Raw genomic sequence first — 19,899 nt, forward strand, 5'->3', positions numbered from 1 at the left:
TGAAGTGAAGAGAGGAGCCATATTTATGGTGAATACATTAAAGCCTACAATTCTACATGAATTAACTGCATATATTGAACGTTTAAAAAAAGAATTTACGCAGCTTGATTTTTCTTTGTATGAGGAAAAGGTTATTCAAACTGTTACAGTAAAGGAAAATATGACGGACGAAAAGGTTGCAAACGTACTAATTTTGGCAGCCCTAGAGCGTATTTCAATGGAAGAACCAGATTGGACGTACGTGGCGGCAGACGTCTATTTAAACGAACTATATCGAAAAGCAGCGGACAACCGAGGTTATGATAAAAAAGAGAAGTACGGTTCGTTTTATCAGCTTATTCAAGAACTAACAAAAATCGGCATTTATAATAAACAGCTATTAAAAACATATACAGAAGAAGAAATTAATGAAATTGCTTCAGTCATTATTCCTGAACGCGATCGTTTATTTACATACATTGGATTGCTGACATTAGCAGATCGCTATTTAGCGACATCACATGATAAGCGTGTATACGAATTACCGCAAGAACGTTTTCTTATCATTGCTATGACGCTGATGTCTCAAGAAAAGAAAGAAAATCGAACAGCATTAGTAAAAGAAGCGTACTGGGCGCTTTCTAGTCTATATATGACGGTTGCCACACCAACACTCTCAAACGCAGGAAAGAGCTACGGACAGCTATCTAGCTGCTTTATTGATACGATTGATGACAGCTTACGCGGTATTTATGATAGCAATACAGATTTGGCCACGCTTAGTAAAAATGGAGGCGGAATTGGTGTCTACCTCGGTCATATTAGAAGCCGAGGAAGTGATATAAAAGGTTTTAAAGGCGTATCATCAGGAACAATTCCATGGATGAAACAGCTAAATAATACGGCTGTAAGTGTCGATCAGCTAGGTCAACGACAAGGAGCTATTGCCGTATATTTAGACGTTTGGCATAAAGACATTTTTTCATTCTTAGACGCGCGTTTGAACAATGGTGATGAACGCCAGCGCACGCATGATTTATTCACTGGCGTATGTTTGCCAGATTTGTTTATGGAAAAAGTAGAAGCACGTGAAGACTGGCACTTATTCGATCCTCACGAAGTTCGTACGCTGATGGGCTACTCGTTAGAAGATTTTTATGATGAAGAAGAAGGCAGCGGTTCGTTCCGCACTCGTTACGCTGAGTGTGTAAACAATGAACAGCTTTCAAGAGAAACAGTGCCTGCTATTGAGATCTTCAAGCGCATTATGCTTTCGCAGCTTGAAACCGGAACTCCTTATATGTTCTATCGTGATACGGTTAACCGAGCTAATCAAAACCGACACGCGGGCATGATTTACTGCAGTAACTTATGTACAGAAATCACGCAAAACCAAAGTACAACGGTCGTAACAGAGGAAATTACGGAAGACGGAAAAATTATTATTACAAAGAATCCGGGCGATTTTGTTGTATGTAATCTTTCTTCTATTAACTTAGCGAGAGCCGTAACTGAAGATGTACTTGAACGTTTAATTCCAATTCAAGTACGCATGCTTGATAATGTTATTGAGTTAAATGATTTGCCGGTACTTCAAGCAAAGCTAACGAATCAAAAGTACCGCGCAGTAGGGCTTGGCACATTTGGCTGGAACCATTTGCTTGCCTTAAAGAAAATAGCATGGGAGACAGATGAAGCGGTAGCATATTGCGATGAATTGTATGAACAAATTTCTTACTTAACCGTGCAGGCAAGCATGAACTTAGCTAAAGAAAAAGGCGCATATCCATTATTTAAAGGCTCAGATTTTGAGTCAGGCGCTTATTTTGAAACACGTGAATACACGAGCGAAGCGTGGAGTGAACTGCGTAGCGAAGTTCAAAGCAATGGGATAAGAAATGGATATTTAATGGCTGTAGCACCTAATTCATCAACATCTATTATCGCGGGTTCTACGGCAAGTATTGATCCGATTTTCCGTAAGTTTTATTCAGAGGAAAAGAAAAACTATAAAATCCCAGTGACGGCACCAGATTTATCGCCAGCAACAAACTGGTATTATAAGTCCGTTTATTTAATTGATCAGCACTGGAGCATTAAGCAAAACGCCAAGCGCCAGCGTCATATTGATCAATCTATTTCATTCAATTTATATGTACAAAATGATATCCGAGCAAAAGAGCTGCTAGATCTTCATATGACGGCATGGAAAGAAAAATTAAAAACGACCTATTACGTACGTTCAACATCAAGTGAAGTCATTGAAGAATGTGAAAGCTGTCATAGTTAAAAGGAGTGAATAATTGATGACAAGCATGTTAAAACGAGAATTAATGAACGAAACAGCTCCGAACCGTTCGACAGGAATCATCAACGGCAAGAGCTCCAATATTCTAAACTGGGATGACGTCCGATTTTCATGGGCGTTCCCTAAATACAAGCGTATGCTAGCTAATTTCTGGACGCCGTTTGAAATTAATATGGGTCAAGATATTAAACAGTTCCCTCAGTTAACCGCTGACGAACAAGAGAGCTTTCTAAAAATTATTGGCCTGCTGGCGCTACTGGACAGTATTCAATCAGATTATGCTAGCAAAGTAGCTGACTATGTAACCGATTCTTCGATTAACGCTCTAATGATTATTTTAGCGCAGCAAGAAGTGGTTCATAATCATTCGTATTCATATGTTTTATCAAGTCTTGTACCAAAAGGAAAACAAGATGAAGTATTTGAATACTGGCGTACAGACGAAAAGCTTCGCGCACGAAATGACTTTATTACAAACGGATATAAAGCATTTAGCGAAGAAGCAACGGTTGAAAACTTTTTGAAGTCTATGGTATATGATGTTATTTTAGAAGGACTTTTCTTCTATAGCGGATTTGCGTTCTTCTATAATCTTGCGAGAAATCAAAAGATGGTGGCGACATCTACGATGATTAATTATATCAATCGTGATGAACAGCTTCACGTTGGGTTATTTGAAAAGATTTTCAAGGAAGTACTAAATGAAAATCCAGCTTATCGTACGGAGGAGCTAGAAACGTTTGTAGTTGAAACGTTCCAAGAGGCAGCTCGTCTTGAAATTGAATGGGCGGAATCTGTTATTGGAGAAAAATTCGACGGCATTACGATGAAAGAACTGCAGCAGTACATTGAATATATGGCGAATAAACGCTGTAATCAGTTAGGCTTCGGTCGAGCTGCTTTCCCAGAAGCACCGATTGAAAATCCTCTTCGTTGGATTATTGCTTATCAAGAGGTAGATTTAGGGAAAACCGATTTCTTTGAACAGAAATCACGACAATATACAAAAGCATCAGATGCAAATGGATTTGATGATCTATAAACACAAAAGCTGACTAATTTCCTTATTGATTAGTCAGCTTTTTTTAAGTGAATAAGTCCAAGTTCTAACGCACGTGTGGTAATTAAGTCATCAATTTCTTCTGGAATGTTTTCAAGTGTTCCCCATTTGTATGTCCATAAATGAGTAAATGATTGTACATAGATTGGAAAGGTTTGTTCATTTGCTTTTATGGCTTCTTCTTTAAAAAAATGAATCAGTTGTTCAGTCTTCATACTAGTCTCCTTTTTTATGATCTTGAAGAGAGAAAAAAGACAACCCAGAGGCTGTCCTTTTGCGGGTTACGCTTCAGTTGGCTTGAACGTTTTACAGTCTGTTTCATAGCTGCTTGCTGCATGTTTTCCGCTATGACTTACTACGTAAATTTCTTCTGCACTGCAGTGATTTCCATTTTTCCAAAAGTGACAGTTATTTACTTCACAAAGAATGTTTTGTTCCAACGTTAACCCTCCTTTGTATGTGATAGCTATAGTATGGTCAAAATTCAACTAACTTATAAGAAAGGTGGTAGACTTTCATTTTAATTGAGAATTTTTATCAATTAAACATTGACAAAGAGAATCATTCTCAATTAAACTGTATATATAGTAAAGAATACAGGTTGTTGTCAAATCATTAAATGAATAATTAATTGGGAGGGAACAAACATGTCATCAGTCATGGTTGTAGGAGGAGACAGGTTAAAGCATATTACAGATCGTCTAGCGGGAGAAGGGTTTAATGAAGTAATTCATTTAGATGGCCGTAAAAGCAATATGGTGAAGCGAGAAATTCCCGAACATATTGGGTTTGTATTAGTTATTACGGATTTTATTAATCACAATATGGCAAAAGTCATTAAAGAGAAAGCAAAAAAACAGCAAAAACCAATTTATTTCGTCAAACATTCATGGAGTGCTATTCGTAAAGTGATTGAGCAAATTTCATGATTTAATTTTTGATCATTATTGAGAATGAATTTCAATTAGGGTGGTGAGACATAGATGGAACCGATGAAAGTGCATATAAAGACACTCTCCAATAACCACATCGAACAATTTATTCGATGTCCGTACAAATTTTATCAGCAGCAGCTTCTTTTGAAAAAGACATCTATAGATTGGAAACAGCATGTTCAAGTAACCGTCCATCAAATCATTAAAACATACTATAGCAAGCCAGTTGAGTATCGCTCAAACCTCTATGTTTTACAGCTTATTGAAAAATATTGGCGTCTAAAGCCAAATATGTTTTCATCACCCATTCACTATTACGATGTGTTAGCTAAAGTAAGTGATTATTTACTGAGGTTTTTAGGCGAGAAAACACATGTGGAGCTACCACTTTTTGTGTTTGAGAAATACAGCGTTTATGTAGAAGAAATTCAAAGCAACCTTTCTCTGACCATTGATTTTGCTGCATGGACAGAGAAGTCTTATACGGTAACAAAATTCATTCTAGATGACCATGAAGAAGTGAAGAACGCAATGAAAGACTTTATTATCGTTTTTTCGAAACAAGCTTTTAAAAAGGTTCCTGAACAAATTCGTTTTTATTCATTATTAACCGGAGAAACAACAACTTATTATATTGCAACAGGCGATTATGAAAAAGCCATACTTCAACTACATATTGTCAAAAGTGTGTTAATGGAACCAAAACATTTTCAAAAGAACTATGCATCCAGTGAGTGTGAAAACTGTCCTCTTAAGCAAGAATGTGATGAAGAAGGGGATGTGCGGCCCACACTGCTGGTGTAAAGGAGCGTCATTTACATGAAGGAAATCTTACTAGCTTATGCGAGTATGTCAGGCAACACAGAAGCAATAGCCGATTTGATCGAAGAAGAATTAGTCAAGCATGGATTGCATGTGAAACGAGCAGAAGTATATGACATTGATGCTTCGGACCTTGTATTGGCAGAATCTATTATCTTTGGAGCTTATACGTGGGGAGATGGAGAGCTGCCAGATGATTTTTTAGATCTTTATGATGAAATGGATGATATAGATCTCAGTCAAAAGCAGATGGCTGTATTTGGTTCAGGTGATTCATCATATGATGTTTTTTGCGGAGCAGTTGATTTAATTGAAGAAAAAATAAAGGGACGCAACGGAAATATAGCTGTTCCTGGTTTGAAAATCGAGCTTTCTCCCTTTGGAGAAGATGTAGAAAAATGTAAGGTATTTGCTAAAGACTTTGCTGAAGTAGTGGCAAAATCTGCTGCTTCATAAGAAAACCCGGTCAAGTGCTGACCGGGTTTTTAATATGGCTTCTTTTTGCTGTATTCTTTATTATCTTTCATAAATAGACGCCAGAAATAAAAGAATCCAGGAAATAAAATCGCAAAGCCAACAATATACACAATAAATAACGAATGGAACGCATCGGGATGTGTAAATCCATTCTCAATCGTTACGTTTGGATACACGACATACGGTAAATGACTTCGTCCGTATACGTAACTTGCTAAGAAATATTGAAGGACGATTGATACCACGGCTAAACGAGGCATTCCTTTTCCTTTTTGAGAAGGCAGCAGCAGAGCAATACCAGCTACTACAAATAGACCTACAGACCCGTAAAGAAGAGGCTTAAACTGCATCATTTTATCATATAACCAGCTGGCTTCTGATTGCATTGTAATCATAATAAAGATAGCCATTAGCAGTGAAAGAGGTCCTGTAATGAGCGCATCGCGCCGATAGACCGCATAAGCTTCCATTTCGTCAGATGACTTCGAGTAATCTGCTAATAAAAGAGACGACAGAAACAGGGAAGAGGTAATGGCAAAACCAATAAATGAATAGACGTGCGGACTTGAAAACACTTTTGCTAAATTTAATCGCTGCGTTCCGTCAATTACATCAATAAATCCACCTTGACTTACGGGCAGTACGGCGATTAAAAAAGCAGGAATTAATACGCCAGATATACCAGATACATAAACCAACGCTCTCCGATATTTGAAGCTGCCAGCATAGTGTGAAAACACTAAAAATCCGCTTCGAATAGATAAGAGAAGTAAAATGATACTCCCCGGTACTAGTAGCACTGTTCCAAGCGTAAATGTAGCTCGCGGAAAAAAGCTAAACAGCGCAACAACAATCGCAACGATAAATACATTGGTTACTTCCCAAGTAGGCGATAGATATCTGTTTGCTACATCTGTAGCATTTGTTTTCGTACGGTTAATATAGACCATCGACCAAAAACCAGCTCCAAAGTCCATCGTTCCCATTACAGCATAGATAAAAATGAAGCCCCATATTACAGTAATTGCTAGTAATGAATCACCCATATTCTCACATCCTTTTTAATCTGCTTGCGCAGCAAGCTCTTTAGAAAGCGGATTTCGTCTAAAATAAAACACCAGTACAAGGGCGACTGCGGCCACGAGTACGATATAAACAAGCAAAAACAAGAAAAATAAAATATGCAAATTAGCAGAAGTAGTAACGGCTTCTGATGTACGCATGATGCGGTAAATGACCCAGGGTTGTCTGCCTGTACATGCGAAAATCCATCCGAATTCAATGCCCATAATCGCGAGAGGGCCCGTTGCGACAAATGCCCACATGAAAACTTTAGGGAAGCTTTTCTTCTTTAAAAACTTGTACCAAACAACGCCCACTAGCGCCACTAAAATTAAAATCGATCCGATAATGACCATACCGTTAAACAAGGTATGCACAAAAAGCGGCGGCCAATAATCTCTAGGGAAGTCATTGAGTCCAGTAATCACTGTATTAAAGCTATTACCCGACAAGAAGCTGAGCATCCATGGAAACTCAATGCCATACTTGACTCGCTGTTCTTTTTCATCTGTAAATCCGCCTAAAGCTAATGGCGCATGATCTTGCGTTTCAAATAGACCTTCAGCTGCTGCAAGTTTTTCGGGTTGATATTCGTATACTTTTTGCATCGATTCATGTCCATTCAAAGCTGTTACAAAAGAAAAAATCCCGCCGATTACTAATCCCATCATCAATGCTTTATGATGAAATTTATATTCTCTTGGATTATGTTTTCGCGCACGAAGCATTTTAAAGGCAGCGACTGAAGCAATGACAAAGCCTCCGGTTGTATAAGCAGAAACGGCTACGTGACCGGACGTTACAAAGAAACTCGGATTAAAGAAAGCTGCCCAAGGATCTACGCTTACAATTTCGCCATTTAAAATTCGAAAGCCAGCAGGTGTTCCTTCAAATGCGTGCACGTTTGTAATTAAAACGGCAGAGGCAAGAGCGCCTATTGCTACTAAAATGAGACTGATAATCCTCATTTTTCGAGAAATACGGTCCGCTGCGTATACGTAAATAGAGAGAAAAAGAGCCTCAATAAAGAAAGCATAAATTTCAATTTGAAAAGGAAGAGCCATCACTTTTCCTACGATTTCCATAAAACCCGGCCAAAGCAACGCTAATTGCACACCAGCAATCGTTCCCGTAGGAATAGCGACTCCAAGCAGGACAGCAGCTCCTTTTGTCCAGCGCTGTGCCATAAGTTCATAATCTTTATCTTTTGTTTTGTAGTAAAGAATTTCAGCCAATAAAATCATGAGAGGAATGCCGACGCCAAGAGTGGCAAAAATGATATGTACTCCCATGTTCAGACCAAACATTGAACGTGCAGTAACTAAATGATCCATTCATTTTTCAACCTTTCCAGTAAAGTATTGATAAACCTTATTGTCCACTTTTTACCACGCTTTATGCATCAGAATTGGTAAAACATATAACTTGAAAATAGTAATCATTACGATTATAATAAGTATATATTGTTTTAAAGGAGAGATATTTAATGAAAACAAATATTCATCCAGACTATCGTAAAGTTGTGTTTATGGATACAAATAGCGGAACATCATTTTTATCAGGATCTACAAAACAATCAAATGAGACCGTCCAATGGGAAGATGGCAACACATATCCGCTTTTAAAAGTTGAAATTAGTTCGGATACACATCCATTTTATACAGGAAAACAAAAATTTGCTGATAAAGGCGGCCGTGTGGAACGCTTTAAGCAAAAATATAAATTACAATAAAAAAACTAGCCGGGAGGCTAGTTTTTTTATTAATATAATGCTTTTTTCAACGTATCAATGTTGTGTTGCATAATGGAGAAATAATCTTCTTTATTTTTAACATCGTTTTTCGTTAATGACTCTAAGTTATGAAGTGTTAAAGCTTGAGCTCCCACTTCATTTTTTACAAGTGTAGACACTTTAGGCTTTAAATTTTGGTCAAAGATAAAGTATTTGATATGGTCTTTTTTTGCTTGTTTTACGATGTTTTCTAATTGTTTTTGAGACGGCTCATTTGTAGGAGATAAACCCGCTACGCTAATTTGCTTTAATCCGTATCGTTTTTCCCAGTAGCCGTAGGCTGCATGTGATACTAAAATTTCTTTATGAGGTGCGTCGCCAATCGTTGTTTTTAACTCTTGGTCCACATCTTCAAGCTGAGTCTTTAAGGATTGGAAGTTCTTTTCAAATTCTGCTTTTTTATCTGGTTTTAATTCAACAAGTTCATTTTTAATATTTTCTGCTAATTGAATAGCTAAAATAGGATCAAGCCAAACGTGAGGGTCTGTATCTCCGTGGTGATGCTCTTCTTCATGTGCATGTTCGTCCTCATGGGCATGCTCATCTTCAGAACTCTTTGCTAGTTCAATTCCTTTTGCAGCTTCTACTAAAGCGACATCTTCATTCTTTAGCGTAGACTGTGCTTTATCTGCAAAGCCTTCAAGCCCAATTCCTGAGTAAACGAATGCGTCCGCGTTTGCGATTTTGACCATTGTTTTTGTGGTAGGTTCAAATGAGTGAGCATCTACACCCGTTGGTAAAATGCTTTTAGCTTCTACATATTTTCCACCGATTTTTTCAGTGAAATCCTGTAAAGGGTAAATTGTTGTGTAAACTTCTAATTTTTTATTTTTATTATCAGATGCGTTATTTGCACTGCTTGAACTGCACCCTGCAAGGGCTGTTCCAATTCCTAATGCCAGCACCATTAAAAGTGGTTTGAATTTCATTATGTTGCTCCTTCCGTTCGTATCGTAACCATTTATGACCTATGTTATTATATCGTAATTATTACGATTTGAAAACTAAAAATTTACGTACTTACTGTAAACTTAGGAAGGGGGTCTTTGAAAGTAGCCCAATCTTGATTCATTTCCTCATTTGTCAGCAAACAGTGGTCTAAAGTTTCAATTATTTCAGCTTTGTTCATATCAATACCAATCAATACAAGCTCGTTAATACGGTCTCCAAATTGTTCATCCCATTTTGCTCGTAATTCAGGTTCTTCCTTTAAGGTTTGTTCCCTTTCCTCTGCTGTGTACGTTGCGACCCATTCACCCGCTCCTTGAATCATAATGGACGTACCTGCTTGAGAAAGAAGTCCTGCCATATGGTTACGTGAAGCAAGCCAGAAAAATCCTTTTGCACGTACAATATCAACCGGCCAGTCCTCTAACCATTTCATAAAGCGTTCAGGATGAAGGGGACGATTCCTTCTATATACAAAAGAAGAAATACCAAACTCTTCTGTTTCAGGCGTATGGTGTTCTTCATTTAATTCTTTAATCCACCCGGCTCCTTGACTAGCTTTTTCAAAGTCGAATAAGTCGGTATGAAGTATGGCTTCAAGTTTTACCTCACTATTAATTGTTTGGATAACAGTGGCCTCTGAGTTTAATTTGTGAAGAACAGCCTGCAGCTCATCTGCATCATCTTTTGTTAACAAATCAACTTTGTTTAATAAAATGACGTTTGCAAATTCAATTTGATCGATTAATAAATCAACCACTTCTCTTTTATCGTTTTCATCCGTTCCTTCTTTGCGGTCTAATAAGCTTTCGCCGGATGAAAAGTCTTTCCAAAAGCGATTAGCATCTACTACAGTGACCATCGTATCTAATGAACATTTCTGAGTTAAATCAATGCCAAGCTCTTCATCAATATAAGTAAATGTTTGAGCAACAGGGATAGGTTCGCTGATTCCGGAAGATTCAATGACAATATAATCAATATCATCATTGTCAGCGAGGCGTTCTACCTCTTTCATTAAATCATCTCGAAGCGTACAGCAAATACAGCCATTTTGCATTTCAACAAGTTTTTCTTCTGTTCGAGAAAATCCGCCTTGTTTAACTAAGTCTGCATCAATATTTACTTCGCTCATGTCATTGACAATGACCGCGACCTTTAAACCTTCTTTATTTTTTAAAATATGGTTCAAAAGAGTTGTTTTACCTGACCCAAGGTATCCGCTTAAAACGGTAACGGGAATTTTTTTCACTGTTATAACCTACTTTCTTATCTTTAAATAATAATGATTACGATTTAACACTTTTCATCTTATAGGAAAAAGTATTATAATACAAGAAAGAATTTTTTTTATGAAGGAGAAGACAGCAAATGAGCTTATTACAAGATGTTTTAGAATTCAACAAAAAATTTGTAGAAGAAAAGAAGTATGAACTTTACGAAACAAGCAAATTCCCTAATAAAAAAATGGTTATTTTATCGTGTATGGACACAAGATTGGTAGAATTGCTTCCGCACGCTTTAAATCTGCGTAACGGAGACGTGAAAATTGTTAAAAATGCAGGAGCACTTGTTTCACATCCATTTGGAAGTATTATGCGAAGCATTTTAGTAGCTGTGTACGAGCTACAAGCTGATGAGGTATGTGTAATTGGTCACCATGACTGCGGAGCAGGTAAACTTCAGGCGGAACCTTTTTTAGAGAAAGTAAGAGCAAAAGGCATCTCAGATGAAGTGATTAATACCATTGAATATTCTATGGACTTGAAAAAATGGTTAACGGGTTTTGATTCAGTAGAAGAGACTGTTCAGCATAGTGTAGAGACAATTCGTAATCATCCTCTATTTTCAAAAGATACTCCTGTACATGGACTAGTTATTGATCCAAATACAGGAAAGCTAGATGTTGTTGTAAATGGGTATGAAGCAATCGAAAACAACTAAAGCTTAGTGTGATTTTTTCTCAGGTACTTCATCGATGCCACCCGGATGGAACGGGTGGCATTTTAAAATGCGTTTTATAGTCAAATAAGATCCCTTTACGGCACCAAAGCGTTTAATGGATTCAACTCCGTACTGGGAGCAAGTAGGGTAAAACCGGCACCTTGCCGGAAGAAAAGGCGAAATTCCTTTTTGATATCCTTTTATAAGTAAAAGCAAAAGCTTTGCAATCATTTATTATCACGTTCTTTCTTTCGTGTTTGCTCATACTATAAGGGATAGAAGGAATAAAAAGCAACTAAAAGAAATAAAGGTTATTAAATGGATGAAATATATCGGAATTGCATGTTATGATAGGTGAAAGAAGAAAAAAGGAGTGGTATTATGCCATCAGTAGAAAGTTTTGAGCTAGATCATAATGCAGTTAAAGCACCTTACGTAAGACACTGCGGTGTTCACAAAGTGGGAAGCGACGGCGTTGTAAATAAATTCGATATTCGTTTTTGCCAACCAAACAAACAAGCAATGAAGCCGGACGTTATTCATACGTTAGAGCATTTATTAGCTTTTAATATTCGTACTCATGTAGAAAAATACGATCACTTTGATATTATTGATATTTCGCCTATGGGATGTCAAACGGGATACTACTTAGTAGTGAGCGGGGAGCCGACTGTACGTGAAATTATTGATTTGTTGGACGATACGCTAAAAGATGCAATTAACATTACTGAAATTCCAGCAGCAAATGAAAAACAGTGCGGTCAAGCAAAACTTCACGATTTAGAAGGAGCAAAACGCTTGATGAAGTTCTGGTTAGAACAGGACAAAGAAGATTTAGAAAAAGTATTTGGCTAAAAATAAGCAGTCCGCTGGGCTGCTTATTTTATTTGGAAAAAGATGAAGACGTTTCTCTGAGTCTAAAGAAAGGGAAATGTCTCTTTTTATGAAAAAAATGTTTTAATCAACTAAAAAAGGGTACAACTATACTATATAAAGAGTTCATAAAGGAGCGAACAACATGGCAGCAAATGTAAATGAAATTGTTAATAAACAAGTGGCAAACTTTAGTGTAATGTACATAAAACTTCATAATTTTCATTGGTACGTGAAAGGTGAACAATTCTTCACTCTTCATGAAAAGTTTGAAGAGCTGTATACGGAAACAGCTACAATTATTGATGACCTTGCAGAACGCCTTTTAGCACTAGAAGGAAAACCTGTGGCAACAATGAAAGAATCGTTAGAGCTTTCTTCTATTAAAGAAGCGGATGGAAGCGAAACGGCTAAAGACATGGTTGCTTCTTTAGTAAGCGATTTTGATACGCTAACTGCTGAATTAAAAGAAGGAATGGATGCAGCCGGTGAAGCGGGCGATGAAACAACAGGAGACATGCTGTTAGCTATTCATCAAAGCTTAGAAAAACATACGTGGATGTTAAAGTCATTCCTAGGCAAGTAAGTAAAACCTGCGAGCAATCGCAGGTTTTTTTATGATAAGATGGACGAACACTTTTTTTTCACCGGCATATACTGTAGGGATATGACTTCTGAAAGGGTGAAAAAAGTGGATATGCAGAAGCTTTCTGTCTTGATAATTTCAAGTTTAGGTTCACTGGCTTTTTTTTTATTTGGAGAGTGGGACTATTTACTAATGGCTTTAGTAGCATTAGTGGCGATGGATTACTTGACAGGCACGATTGCAGCTTTTATAAATAAACGTTTATCTAGCAAAGTAGGTTTTAAAGGGATTGCCAAAAAAATTTTTATTTTTGCCATGATTGCTGTAGCAAACTTTATCGATTCTGTATTTTGGGAAAACGGTCATATTATTCGAGATGGAGCTATTTTGTTCTATATTTTAAACGAAATGATTTCAATTACAGAAAACGCAAGAATTGTAGGGGTTCCGATTCCAGAGCCGTTAAAAAAAGCAATAGCGATTTTAAAAGACCGCTTTAAATCGTAGAGTGTATAAAAAAAGAATAAGATACACATAAGAAAGATAAGTTGGCACTAGAAAGAAGGAGCTGAATATCTTTCATGACAAAAAAATATTATGTATCTCTGAGTTCAGGAGAAATCAATCAGTCAAATACTGCTTCAGATTGGAATTATGCGATTGAAGCAACAGATGAAGAAGTGGAGCAGCTGAGAATCTATTTAGATCAGCGCGCTTCAAGCGATTGGTCAAGCTTTTGGCGATCACATATTCCGTATCTGGAATATCATCATGATTCTCAAAATGATATGTACGATAAAACAACAGTTGAGATATATGCCATGCTTTATAAGCTGGGAGACGATGAAACAAAATCACATATCAAACAGATGAATATTTTATCTTCAGATAGAACGGAATAAGGGGTAAAAAGCAAAGAAAAAAAGTACGAGCATACTTTTCTTATCAGGTATGGCCGTAATGTATGATAAAATAAGGGAAAAATCAAATGGAGTTTGAGTCGACCATGTACACATTTAAGGATGCATATCATAATCAAGTATTTTTATCATTTGAAAAAAATCCATTCTCGAAAACTCCACGTCATGTTTGGGTCGTATGCAGGTATGAAAATCAATGGTTGCTAACGAATCACTCAAAACGAGGTTTAGAATTTCCCGGAGGAAAACTAGAAGGCAATGAAATACCAGAAGAAGCAGCGGTTCGAGAAGTGTTTGAAGAAACAGGCGGAGAAGTCTCTTCTTTAACTTATATTGGTCAATATAAAGTAGTAAGTAAAGGAAAGACCATTATTAAAAATATTTATTTTGCTACGATTGGAAATGTAATTAAAAAAGAAGACTACATGGAAACAGATGGTCCCGTAATGATTGACGAACTACCTTCGGGCATTCAACAAGATGATGCGTACAGCTTCATTATGAAAGATAATGTTTTGCAGTATGTAATGAAATATGTAAAGCGAACATTTTTGTAAAAGCATCATATCAACGAAAATACCCCCGTTTGTACGGGGGTATTTTTTATGAGCGTCGGATCAATTTCTTTTCTAGATAAGCCACGCCTTGGTACATAATCGTAGCGAAAATGGCAATTAATAATAAGCTGAGAAGAACAAGAGTAAAGTTGAAGACTTGGAAACCATAAATAATCATATATCCAAGCCCTTTTGAAGAAACTAAAAATTCTCCTACGATGACGCCTACCCAAGATAAACCGACGTTTACTTTAAATGTGGAAATAATGGCAGGCATGGAAGCTGGAAGAATTGCTTCTTTAAAACAGCGGGTTTTCGTTGCCCCGAAGCTTTTTAGTAATTTAATATAGTTTGGATCCACTTCTTTAAAGGCTGTGTAAACGACGATGGATGTAATGATAACGGATATAATCGCTCCCATCGTTAAAATTGAGAAAAATCCTGGCCCAATTGCTACAATTAAAATAGGGCCCAGCGCTACTTTAGGCATGGCGTTTAAAATAACGAGGTAAGGGTCTAATATATGTGCAAGCCTAGTTGAATACCAAAGGGCCGTTGCAAGTAAAATACCTAGCACTGTGCCTAAAATGAAGCCAAGAACTGTTTCGAATAACGTAAAACCAATATGTTCTGCCAGCGAGCCGTCGGCAAGTTTAATTAAAAATAAATGCCATACTTTAGTAGGGGAACTGAAGATTAAAGGGTCAATCCACTTTAAACGAGAAGCCAGTTCCCAGAAGCTAAAAAAGGCTAAGAAAATGACCAGCTGTACGCTCAGTACTAATCGTTTTTCGCCCCGAACCTTGCGAAGGTAGCTTTCGTGAAGAGTATCTAGGGAGCTAGTGGGTTTCAAGTTGATCAAGCTCCTTCCATATGTCCATAAATAAATCGTTATAGACAGGATGCTGTCGTGCTTCAAACGGAGAGAGGGTTCGTAAAATAGAAGGAACCGTGAATGTTTTTGCGATTTTTCCTGGCTTGGCTGAGAATAAAAAGATTCGGCTGCTCATAGCAATGGCTTCGCCGATATCGTGCGTGACCAAAACGGCCGTTTTTTGATAAGTCATCAGTGTTTTGGAGACAAGTTCTTCAAGCTTGAGTTTTGTTTGAAAATCAAGTGCTGAAAAAGGTTCATCCAAGAGTAAAATAGCGGGGTCAATGGCAAGTGTTCGGACTAAAGCGACGCGTTGTCTCATGCCTCCGGATAACTGGTGTGGATATAGGTCATCTACGCCTTGTAGACCAATTTCTTTTAGGAGCAGCAGTGCTTTACTCTCCGTTTTGTCTGTTAGCTGTCCGCGAATTTCAAGCCCAAGTAAAATATTTTCTTTAATGGTTTTCCACGGAAACAAATAATCTTGTTGAAGCATATAACCGATGTTTGGAACTGATGTTCCGATATTTTCACCGTCTATTGTGACAGAGCCTGACGTTGGTTCAATCAAGCCTGCAATAATCGATAGAAGCGTCGTTTTTCCACATCCGCTTGGGCCGAGAAAGGAAACGAATTCTCCTTCTTCAATAGACAAATTAATATGTTCAAGTGCAGTGGTAGCAGACTTTGTCGTAAGGTACATATGTTGAACATCTTGAATGTGAAGTTTTGTCATATTACTCCCTCATTGCATCTTTTGCGAATTTTGTGTTGACTAGCTTGCTGTGATCAATGTGTCTTGGAAGTTCTCCAGATTCGTCCATGATTGTTTGTAAATGATCCCACTCTTTCTCATCTAATAAAGGGTTAGTTGCAAAGGATTTTTGCGATTTATAGCGGTCAATAACAGTTTTTAGCGTGTCTTTAGGTGTATCTTCAAAATACGGTGCAACCACTTCAGCAATTTCATCTGTGCTATGTGTATTCACCCATTTTTGTGCTTTGTAAATAGCTCGAGTAAATTTAGCTGCTGCTTCAGGGTTATCTTTTAAATAGCTTTCTTTGGCCATAAATGTTGTATAAGGAACTGTTCCTGATTCTTTTCCGAAGGAAGCAACGATATGTCCTTTTCCTTGTTTCTCTAAAATACTAGCCGTTGGCTCAAATAATTGAACGTAATCTCCAGTACCAGAAGCAAAAGCATTCGCAACGTTAGCAAAATCAATGTTTTGAACGAGTTTTACATCTTTTTTAGGATCAATATTATGCTGTTTCAACACATATTCCCCTACCATTTGCGGCATGCCGCCTTTGCGTTGACCAAGAAACGTTTTGCCTTTAAGCTGATCCCATGAAAATTGATTGACCTTTTTACGCGCTACTAGAAATGTTCCATCGGTTTGGGTTAGCTGTGCAAAGTTGATGACGGGATCACTAGACCCTTGTGCATATACGTAGATTGACGTTTCCGAGCCGACTAAGGCGACGTCGATGCCATCAGATAAAAGTGACGTCATTGTCTTATCTCCGCCCCAAGTTGTTTTTAAATCTACCTTTAGTCCTTCTTCTTCAAAAAAGCCTTTTGAAATAGCGACGTACTGGGGAGCATAAAAGATAGAGCGAGTTACTTCGCCGACACGAACCGTTTGTACAGATGTTGTTTTGCTGCAGCTAATTAGTGGAATGAGTAAAATCATAATAGCAAGCAAAGAAAAAAGCCATTTAATTGGTTTCATAAAGCAAGCCTCCTTAAAGTAATAAAATATTTTATGATAATGTATGTAAAGAAGTGGAAGAAGGTGAGTGCCTATATAACTATGTGGAAAATCAAAGAAGTAGTAGTCAACGACTGAAAGTAAACCTTAGCGGAAGAAAGTAGGCTAGTTATATAAAGAATGGAGGAAAAAAATGAAAGATGGAACAATTCTTCATAAACAGCGTTTCCCATCATCAAATCCTCGCGTGACGCTGTGGGTGATTACATATGCATGTCAAGGGCTTAAGATTAAAGGAATGCTTGCAGAGCCAAAAGAAAAAGGAATGTATGACGGCTTTTTATACTTAAGAGGAGGTATTAAGAACGTAGGAACGGTTCGCCCTGCTCGACTCATTCAATTTGCTTCACAAGGTTTTATTGTGATGGCTCCGTTCTATAGGGGAAATCAAGGAGGCGAAGGAAACGAAGATTTTGCAGGAGATGATCGTTACGATGCTTTTGCTGCTTACGATTTACTGAAACAGCTCCCTAACGTCCACCATGACCGCATTCATATTTTTGGGTTTTCACGAGGGGGAGTGATGGCTTTACTCACAGCCATTGAAAAAAAAGACAGCCGTTCTCTTGTGCTATGGGGAGGCGTCACGGATATGGTGCTGACATATGAAGAAAGAGAAGATTTAAGAAGAATGATGAAGCGGGTGATTGGAGGAACTCCTTCTAAATATCCTGAAAGATACGAATGGAGGACACCTTTGCATCGTGCTCATCTCGTCGAGCCGCCGGTCTTGCTTATTCATGGTTTAGAAGATAAAAACGTCTCAATTGATCATTCCTATCAGCTCGAATCTAAACTAAAGAAGTCCAATAAAAAAGTTACCAGCTGGTATTTTGAAAACTTTCCACATGCTTTTCCACCAAAAGAAAACCGAGAAACGGTAAAGAAGTTAACGAATTGGATGAAAGCGCAATAAAAGATATGCTACGATAGAAAAAACAAGTAGAATAACAGTGAGGAGTGAGAGAAAATGGGGATGCCGCTAGAATTAAATACAATGATTGTGACAAAAGGCAACGAAAAGCGTGTAACAGATAACATTTTTCAAGTTGAGAAAAAAGGATATCGTTTGTATCCGTTGGATATTCCATTAAACATTCACAAAACGAAAAATGGAGAATGTATTGGAACTGCTGTTGTGCGTAAGGTAGAAATGGAGCAGGAAAAAACCATTGTCACATATGAACTGACAAAATTACATTCGACTAACTAAAAAACCGATCGTCTATAAGACGATCGGTTTTTTATTAGACTCTAGGTCCGCCTAACGTTGAAATGTCCGATGCGACATCATTAAAACGCTTGAAGTTCGCTTTGAATTTAGCGGCAAGTTCAGTTGCTTTTTGGTTATAAGCTGTTGCATCGTTCCATGCTTTAGAAGGCTGAAGCACTTCATCAGGAACTCCCGGAACATGAGTTGGAATAGATAAACCAAAAATAGCATCTGTTACTGTTTCGGTATTAGCTAGTTCTCCTTCAAGAGCTGCTTGAACCATAGCTCGAGTGTAACTTAACTTCATTCGTTCACCCACGCCGTATTCACCGCCGGTCCATCCAGTGTTTACAAGGTAGACATTTACGTTATGTTCATCGATTTTCTTTCCTAGCATTTCTGCATAAGTTGTTGGAGAAAGAGGTAAGAAAGGCTCACCAAAGCATGTAGAGAAAGTAGCCTGTGGCGATGTTACGCCGCGCTCTGTTCCAGCTAACTTACTAGTGTATCCGCTCAGAAAATGGTACATCGCTTGTTCTTTTGTAAGCTTGCTGATTGGAGGTAAGACGCCGAAGGCATCAGCAGTTAAAAAGACAATAGCTGTAGGGTGCCCAGCAACGCTTGGCAATACCGTATTATCAATAGAGTCAATTGAATAAGCGGCACGAGTATTCTCTGTTAAACTATTATCATTGTAATCTGCTACTTTCGTATTTTGATTCAACACTACATTTTCCAGTACTGCGCCGAAGCGAATTGCATTAAAAATTTGCGGTTCTTTTTCTTCGGAAAGCTGAATGCACTTCGCGTAGCAGCCCCCTTCAATATTAAATACACCAGAGCTTGACCAACCGTGCTCGTCATCTCCGATTAAACGACGGTTTGCATCAGCAGAAAGCGTTGTTTTACCCGTTCCAGATAAACCAAAGAATAATGCAACGTCACCTTCTTCTCCTACGTTAGCAGAACAGTGCATGGATAGAATATTGTTTTGAGGAAGCAAGAAGTTCATCACTGAAAAAATAGATTTTTTCATTTCACCAGCGTATTCAGTTCCTCCAATTAGCACAATGCGTCGCTCTAATGAAAGAATAATGAAGGTTTCAGAATTCGTCCCGTCTGTTTCAGGATCAGCTTTGAACGTTGGAGCTGCTACAATTGTAAACGGCTTCACATCATCATTTGTTTTTTGTTCAGCTGAAGGGCGAATGAATAACTGCTGAGCGAATAGGTTGTGCCATGCAAATTCATTAACTACTTGAATTGGTAACTGATATTTTTTATCAGCTCCAGCATATCCATTAAAAACAAAAAGTTCATCCTGCTTCTTTAAGTGGGTTAAGACTTTTTTGTATAGCGCATCGAATCGCTGAGCAGAAATTGGCTGATTGACGGGTCCCCATTCAACCGTTTTTGAAGATACAGCATCGCTTACAATAAATTTATCCAAAGGAGAGCGACCTGTATATTTTCCGGTTTCGACTGACACAGCACCTGTAGAAGTCAGCGTTCCTTCGCGTCGAGCTAGAATTTTTTCAACAAGTTGTGGAACAGATAATTGGTGTTTTGTTGTTTTTAATTGAAGCAAACCATTTAATTCGATAGACATATCAACAGTACTCATGTGCACTACCTTCCTTTTTAGCTATTATTTATTCATTAATGTTTGAAATTTATAATTAGTATAACACATTTATTTAATTATTCTATACTATTTAACTAAAAATGTTTGTGTATTATAAAAAAATGTACGTTATACCTATTTTAGACACAT

Annotated in this window: 25 protein-coding genes; 14 read left to right on the top strand and 11 right to left on the bottom strand. The window is 37.7% G+C overall.

What is annotated here, in order from left to right; all coding sequences use genetic code 11:
• The first annotated feature begins 25 nt into the window (after positions 1–25).
• Positions 26–2,269 carry a ribonucleoside-diphosphate reductase subunit alpha gene (locus ACNHOZ_RS00180; protein WP_028411864.1) on the top strand — a complete coding sequence of 748 codons (2,244 nt, stop codon included), beginning with the start codon at positions 26–28 and terminating at the stop codon, positions 2,267–2,269.
• Between the two features lie 16 nt (positions 2,270–2,285).
• A complete protein-coding gene (locus ACNHOZ_RS00185; RefSeq protein WP_013059560.1) occupies positions 2,286–3,329 on the top strand; it encodes a ribonucleotide-diphosphate reductase subunit beta in 1,044 nt (347 codons plus the stop codon).
• 29 nt (positions 3,330–3,358) lie between these two features.
• On the opposite strand, the gene ACNHOZ_RS00190 is transcribed toward ACNHOZ_RS00185, so the two are convergent.
• Together ACNHOZ_RS00190 and ACNHOZ_RS00195 are read right to left on the bottom strand one after the other, a co-directional pair.
• Positions 3,359–3,562, bottom strand: a complete 204-nt coding sequence (locus tag ACNHOZ_RS00190) for a hypothetical protein (RefSeq protein WP_013059559.1) — start codon at positions 3,560–3,562, stop codon at positions 3,359–3,361.
• Between the two features lie 66 nt (positions 3,563–3,628).
• The gene (locus tag ACNHOZ_RS00195) at positions 3,629–3,787 is read right to left on the bottom strand and encodes a DUF1540 domain-containing protein (protein WP_013059558.1); all 159 of its coding nucleotides are present in this window, start codon (positions 3,785–3,787) and stop codon (positions 3,629–3,631) included.
• 207 nt (positions 3,788–3,994) lie between these two features.
• On the opposite strand from ACNHOZ_RS00195, the gene ACNHOZ_RS00200 reads away from it, so the two are divergent.
• The 3 genes from ACNHOZ_RS00200 to ACNHOZ_RS00210 are packed head-to-tail and all read left to right on the top strand — an operon-like array spanning position 3,995 to position 5,560.
• Positions 3,995–4,276 (top strand): DUF2325 domain-containing protein, encoded by a 282-nt coding sequence (locus tag ACNHOZ_RS00200; RefSeq protein WP_028411863.1) that lies wholly within the window; start codon positions 3,995–3,997, stop codon positions 4,274–4,276.
• Positions 4,277–4,330: 54 nt separating this feature from the next.
• On the top strand, positions 4,331–5,086 hold the full coding sequence (locus tag ACNHOZ_RS00205; RefSeq protein WP_230624654.1) for a hypothetical protein: 756 nt from the start codon (positions 4,331–4,333) through the stop codon (positions 5,084–5,086).
• A 15-nt stretch (positions 5,087–5,101) separates the two neighbouring features.
• Positions 5,102–5,560, top strand: a complete 459-nt coding sequence (locus tag ACNHOZ_RS00210) for a flavodoxin (RefSeq protein ID WP_034271367.1) — start codon at positions 5,102–5,104, stop codon at positions 5,558–5,560.
• A 29-nt stretch (positions 5,561–5,589) separates the two neighbouring features.
• On the opposite strand, the gene ACNHOZ_RS00215 is transcribed toward ACNHOZ_RS00210, so the two are convergent.
• Entirely contained in the window at positions 5,590–6,627 is a 1,038-nt protein-coding gene (locus tag ACNHOZ_RS00215; protein WP_048019669.1) for a cytochrome d ubiquinol oxidase subunit II, read from the bottom strand.
• Positions 6,628–6,642: 15 nt separating this feature from the next.
• Positions 6,643–7,977 carry a cytochrome ubiquinol oxidase subunit I gene (locus tag ACNHOZ_RS00220; protein ID WP_028411859.1) on the bottom strand — a complete coding sequence of 445 codons (1,335 nt, stop codon included), beginning with the start codon at positions 7,975–7,977 and terminating at the stop codon, positions 6,643–6,645.
• A 152-nt stretch (positions 7,978–8,129) separates the two neighbouring features.
• Between ACNHOZ_RS00220 and ACNHOZ_RS00225 the strand changes: the two genes are divergently transcribed.
• Positions 8,130–8,375, top strand: coding sequence for a type B 50S ribosomal protein L31 (locus tag ACNHOZ_RS00225; RefSeq protein ID WP_013059552.1), 246 nt, complete (start codon positions 8,130–8,132; stop codon positions 8,373–8,375).
• A gap of 29 nt (positions 8,376–8,404) precedes the next feature.
• On the opposite strand, the gene ACNHOZ_RS00230 is transcribed toward ACNHOZ_RS00225, so the two are convergent.
• Positions 8,405–9,364 (bottom strand): metal ABC transporter substrate-binding protein, encoded by a 960-nt coding sequence (locus tag ACNHOZ_RS00230; RefSeq protein ID WP_048019670.1) that lies wholly within the window; start codon positions 9,362–9,364, stop codon positions 8,405–8,407.
• 83 nt (positions 9,365–9,447) lie between these two features.
• Positions 9,448–10,635: a GTP-binding protein gene (locus tag ACNHOZ_RS00235; protein WP_080968619.1), complete on the bottom strand. Its 1,188-nt coding sequence runs from the start codon at positions 10,633–10,635 to the stop codon at positions 9,448–9,450.
• 119 nt (positions 10,636–10,754) lie between these two features.
• Between ACNHOZ_RS00235 and ACNHOZ_RS00240 the strand changes: the two genes are divergently transcribed.
• Positions 10,755–11,327: a beta-class carbonic anhydrase gene (locus tag ACNHOZ_RS00240; protein WP_028411855.1), complete on the top strand. Its 573-nt coding sequence runs from the start codon at positions 10,755–10,757 to the stop codon at positions 11,325–11,327.
• Positions 11,328–11,330: 3 nt separating this feature from the next.
• Here the strand turns inward: ACNHOZ_RS00240 and yidD are convergent, their stop codons facing one another.
• Positions 11,331–11,558: a membrane protein insertion efficiency factor YidD gene (gene yidD / locus ACNHOZ_RS00245; RefSeq protein ID WP_080754454.1), complete on the bottom strand. Its 228-nt coding sequence runs from the start codon at positions 11,556–11,558 to the stop codon at positions 11,331–11,333.
• A 150-nt stretch (positions 11,559–11,708) separates the two neighbouring features.
• Between yidD and ACNHOZ_RS00250 the strand changes: the two genes are divergently transcribed.
• The 5 genes from ACNHOZ_RS00250 (at position 11,709) to ytkD (ending at position 14,263) form a co-directional block, all read left to right on the top strand.
• Positions 11,709–12,182: an S-ribosylhomocysteine lyase gene (locus tag ACNHOZ_RS00250; RefSeq protein WP_013059547.1), complete on the top strand. Its 474-nt coding sequence runs from the start codon at positions 11,709–11,711 to the stop codon at positions 12,180–12,182.
• Between the two features lie 163 nt (positions 12,183–12,345).
• Positions 12,346–12,786, top strand: coding sequence for a Dps family protein (locus tag ACNHOZ_RS00255; protein ID WP_013059546.1), 441 nt, complete (start codon positions 12,346–12,348; stop codon positions 12,784–12,786).
• Positions 12,787–12,867: 81 nt separating this feature from the next.
• Positions 12,868–13,293 carry a phage holin family protein gene (locus tag ACNHOZ_RS00260; RefSeq protein WP_033579583.1) on the top strand — a complete coding sequence of 142 codons (426 nt, stop codon included), beginning with the start codon at positions 12,868–12,870 and terminating at the stop codon, positions 13,291–13,293.
• 74 nt (positions 13,294–13,367) lie between these two features.
• Entirely contained in the window at positions 13,368–13,688 is a 321-nt protein-coding gene (locus tag ACNHOZ_RS00265; RefSeq protein ID WP_028411854.1) for a hypothetical protein, read from the top strand.
• Between the two features lie 104 nt (positions 13,689–13,792).
• Complete coding sequence (ytkD, locus tag ACNHOZ_RS00270; RefSeq protein WP_034271379.1) at positions 13,793–14,263, top strand: RNA deprotection pyrophosphohydrolase; 471 nt, start codon at positions 13,793–13,795, stop codon at positions 14,261–14,263.
• 46 nt (positions 14,264–14,309) lie between these two features.
• Here the strand turns inward: ytkD and ACNHOZ_RS00275 are convergent, their stop codons facing one another.
• From ACNHOZ_RS00275 to ACNHOZ_RS00285, 3 genes are read right to left on the bottom strand one after another with little or no spacing between them, the layout of a single operon-like run.
• Complete coding sequence (locus ACNHOZ_RS00275) at positions 14,310–15,116, bottom strand: ABC transporter permease (protein WP_033579585.1); 807 nt, start codon at positions 15,114–15,116, stop codon at positions 14,310–14,312.
• A complete protein-coding gene (locus tag ACNHOZ_RS00280; protein ID WP_025750714.1) occupies positions 15,103–15,873 on the bottom strand; it encodes an ABC transporter ATP-binding protein in 771 nt (256 codons plus the stop codon). Before ACNHOZ_RS00280 ends, ACNHOZ_RS00275 begins: the two co-directional genes overlap by 14 nt.
• A gap of 1 nt (position 15,874) precedes the next feature.
• Positions 15,875–16,873, bottom strand: coding sequence for an ABC transporter substrate-binding protein (locus tag ACNHOZ_RS00285; protein WP_048019671.1), 999 nt, complete (start codon positions 16,871–16,873; stop codon positions 15,875–15,877).
• 172 nt (positions 16,874–17,045) lie between these two features.
• Here ACNHOZ_RS00285 and ACNHOZ_RS00290 point away from each other — a divergent pair, with 172 nt between their 5' ends.
• Together ACNHOZ_RS00290 and ACNHOZ_RS00295 are read left to right on the top strand one after the other, a co-directional pair.
• Positions 17,046–17,828: an alpha/beta hydrolase family protein gene (locus ACNHOZ_RS00290; RefSeq protein ID WP_048019672.1), complete on the top strand. Its 783-nt coding sequence runs from the start codon at positions 17,046–17,048 to the stop codon at positions 17,826–17,828.
• A 54-nt stretch (positions 17,829–17,882) separates the two neighbouring features.
• A complete protein-coding gene (locus ACNHOZ_RS00295) occupies positions 17,883–18,125 on the top strand; it encodes a DUF2584 domain-containing protein (RefSeq protein WP_028411849.1) in 243 nt (80 codons plus the stop codon).
• A 34-nt stretch (positions 18,126–18,159) separates the two neighbouring features.
• On the opposite strand, the gene pckA is transcribed toward ACNHOZ_RS00295, so the two are convergent.
• Positions 18,160–19,749: a phosphoenolpyruvate carboxykinase (ATP) gene (gene pckA / locus ACNHOZ_RS00300; protein ID WP_048019673.1), complete on the bottom strand. Its 1,590-nt coding sequence runs from the start codon at positions 19,747–19,749 to the stop codon at positions 18,160–18,162.
• Between the last annotated feature and the right edge of the window lie 150 nt (positions 19,750–19,899).

The sequence above is a fragment of the Priestia sp. D51 genome, assembly GCF_053345675.1.

What these genes read in the sequence shown, in the direction of transcription:
- ACNHOZ_RS00185 (WP_013059560.1), top strand. Translation starts at nt 2,286, where the DNA reads ATGACAAGCATGTTAAAACGAGAATTAATGAACGAAACAGCTCCGAAC.
- ACNHOZ_RS00200 (WP_028411863.1), top strand. Translation starts at nt 3,995, where the DNA reads ATGTCATCAGTCATGGTTGTAGGAGGAGACAGGTTAAAGCATATTACA.
- ACNHOZ_RS00295 (WP_028411849.1), top strand. Translation starts at nt 17,883, where the DNA reads ATGGGGATGCCGCTAGAATTAAATACAATGATTGTGACAAAAGGCAAC.
- ytkD (WP_034271379.1), top strand. Translation starts at nt 13,793, where the DNA reads ATGTACACATTTAAGGATGCATATCATAATCAAGTATTTTTATCATTT.
- ACNHOZ_RS00225 (WP_013059552.1), top strand. Translation starts at nt 8,130, where the DNA reads ATGAAAACAAATATTCATCCAGACTATCGTAAAGTTGTGTTTATGGAT.
- ACNHOZ_RS00180 (WP_028411864.1), top strand. Translation starts at nt 26, where the DNA reads ATGGTGAATACATTAAAGCCTACAATTCTACATGAATTAACTGCATAT.
- ACNHOZ_RS00240 (WP_028411855.1), top strand. Translation starts at nt 10,755, where the DNA reads ATGAGCTTATTACAAGATGTTTTAGAATTCAACAAAAAATTTGTAGAA.
- ACNHOZ_RS00250 (WP_013059547.1), top strand. Translation starts at nt 11,709, where the DNA reads ATGCCATCAGTAGAAAGTTTTGAGCTAGATCATAATGCAGTTAAAGCA.
- pckA (WP_048019673.1), bottom strand. Translation starts at nt 19,749, where the DNA reads ATGAGTACTGTTGATATGTCTATCGAATTAAATGGTTTGCTTCAATTA.
- ACNHOZ_RS00215 (WP_048019669.1), bottom strand. Translation starts at nt 6,627, where the DNA reads ATGGGTGATTCATTACTAGCAATTACTGTAATATGGGGCTTCATTTTT.
- ACNHOZ_RS00260 (WP_033579583.1), top strand. Translation starts at nt 12,868, where the DNA reads ATGACTTCTGAAAGGGTGAAAAAAGTGGATATGCAGAAGCTTTCTGTC.
- ACNHOZ_RS00280 (WP_025750714.1), bottom strand. Translation starts at nt 15,873, where the DNA reads ATGACAAAACTTCACATTCAAGATGTTCAACATATGTACCTTACGACA.
- yidD (WP_080754454.1), bottom strand. Translation starts at nt 11,558, where the DNA reads ATGATTGCAAAGCTTTTGCTTTTACTTATAAAAGGATATCAAAAAGGA.
- ACNHOZ_RS00230 (WP_048019670.1), bottom strand. Translation starts at nt 9,364, where the DNA reads ATGAAATTCAAACCACTTTTAATGGTGCTGGCATTAGGAATTGGAACA.
- ACNHOZ_RS00285 (WP_048019671.1), bottom strand. Translation starts at nt 16,873, where the DNA reads ATGAAACCAATTAAATGGCTTTTTTCTTTGCTTGCTATTATGATTTTA.
- ACNHOZ_RS00190 (WP_013059559.1), bottom strand. Translation starts at nt 3,562, where the DNA reads ATGAAGACTGAACAACTGATTCATTTTTTTAAAGAAGAAGCCATAAAA.
- ACNHOZ_RS00220 (WP_028411859.1), bottom strand. Translation starts at nt 7,977, where the DNA reads ATGGATCATTTAGTTACTGCACGTTCAATGTTTGGTCTGAACATGGGA.
- ACNHOZ_RS00255 (WP_013059546.1), top strand. Translation starts at nt 12,346, where the DNA reads ATGGCAGCAAATGTAAATGAAATTGTTAATAAACAAGTGGCAAACTTT.
- ACNHOZ_RS00290 (WP_048019672.1), top strand. Translation starts at nt 17,046, where the DNA reads ATGAAAGATGGAACAATTCTTCATAAACAGCGTTTCCCATCATCAAAT.
- ACNHOZ_RS00205 (WP_230624654.1), top strand. Translation starts at nt 4,331, where the DNA reads ATGGAACCGATGAAAGTGCATATAAAGACACTCTCCAATAACCACATC.
- ACNHOZ_RS00210 (WP_034271367.1), top strand. Translation starts at nt 5,102, where the DNA reads ATGAAGGAAATCTTACTAGCTTATGCGAGTATGTCAGGCAACACAGAA.
- ACNHOZ_RS00265 (WP_028411854.1), top strand. Translation starts at nt 13,368, where the DNA reads ATGACAAAAAAATATTATGTATCTCTGAGTTCAGGAGAAATCAATCAG.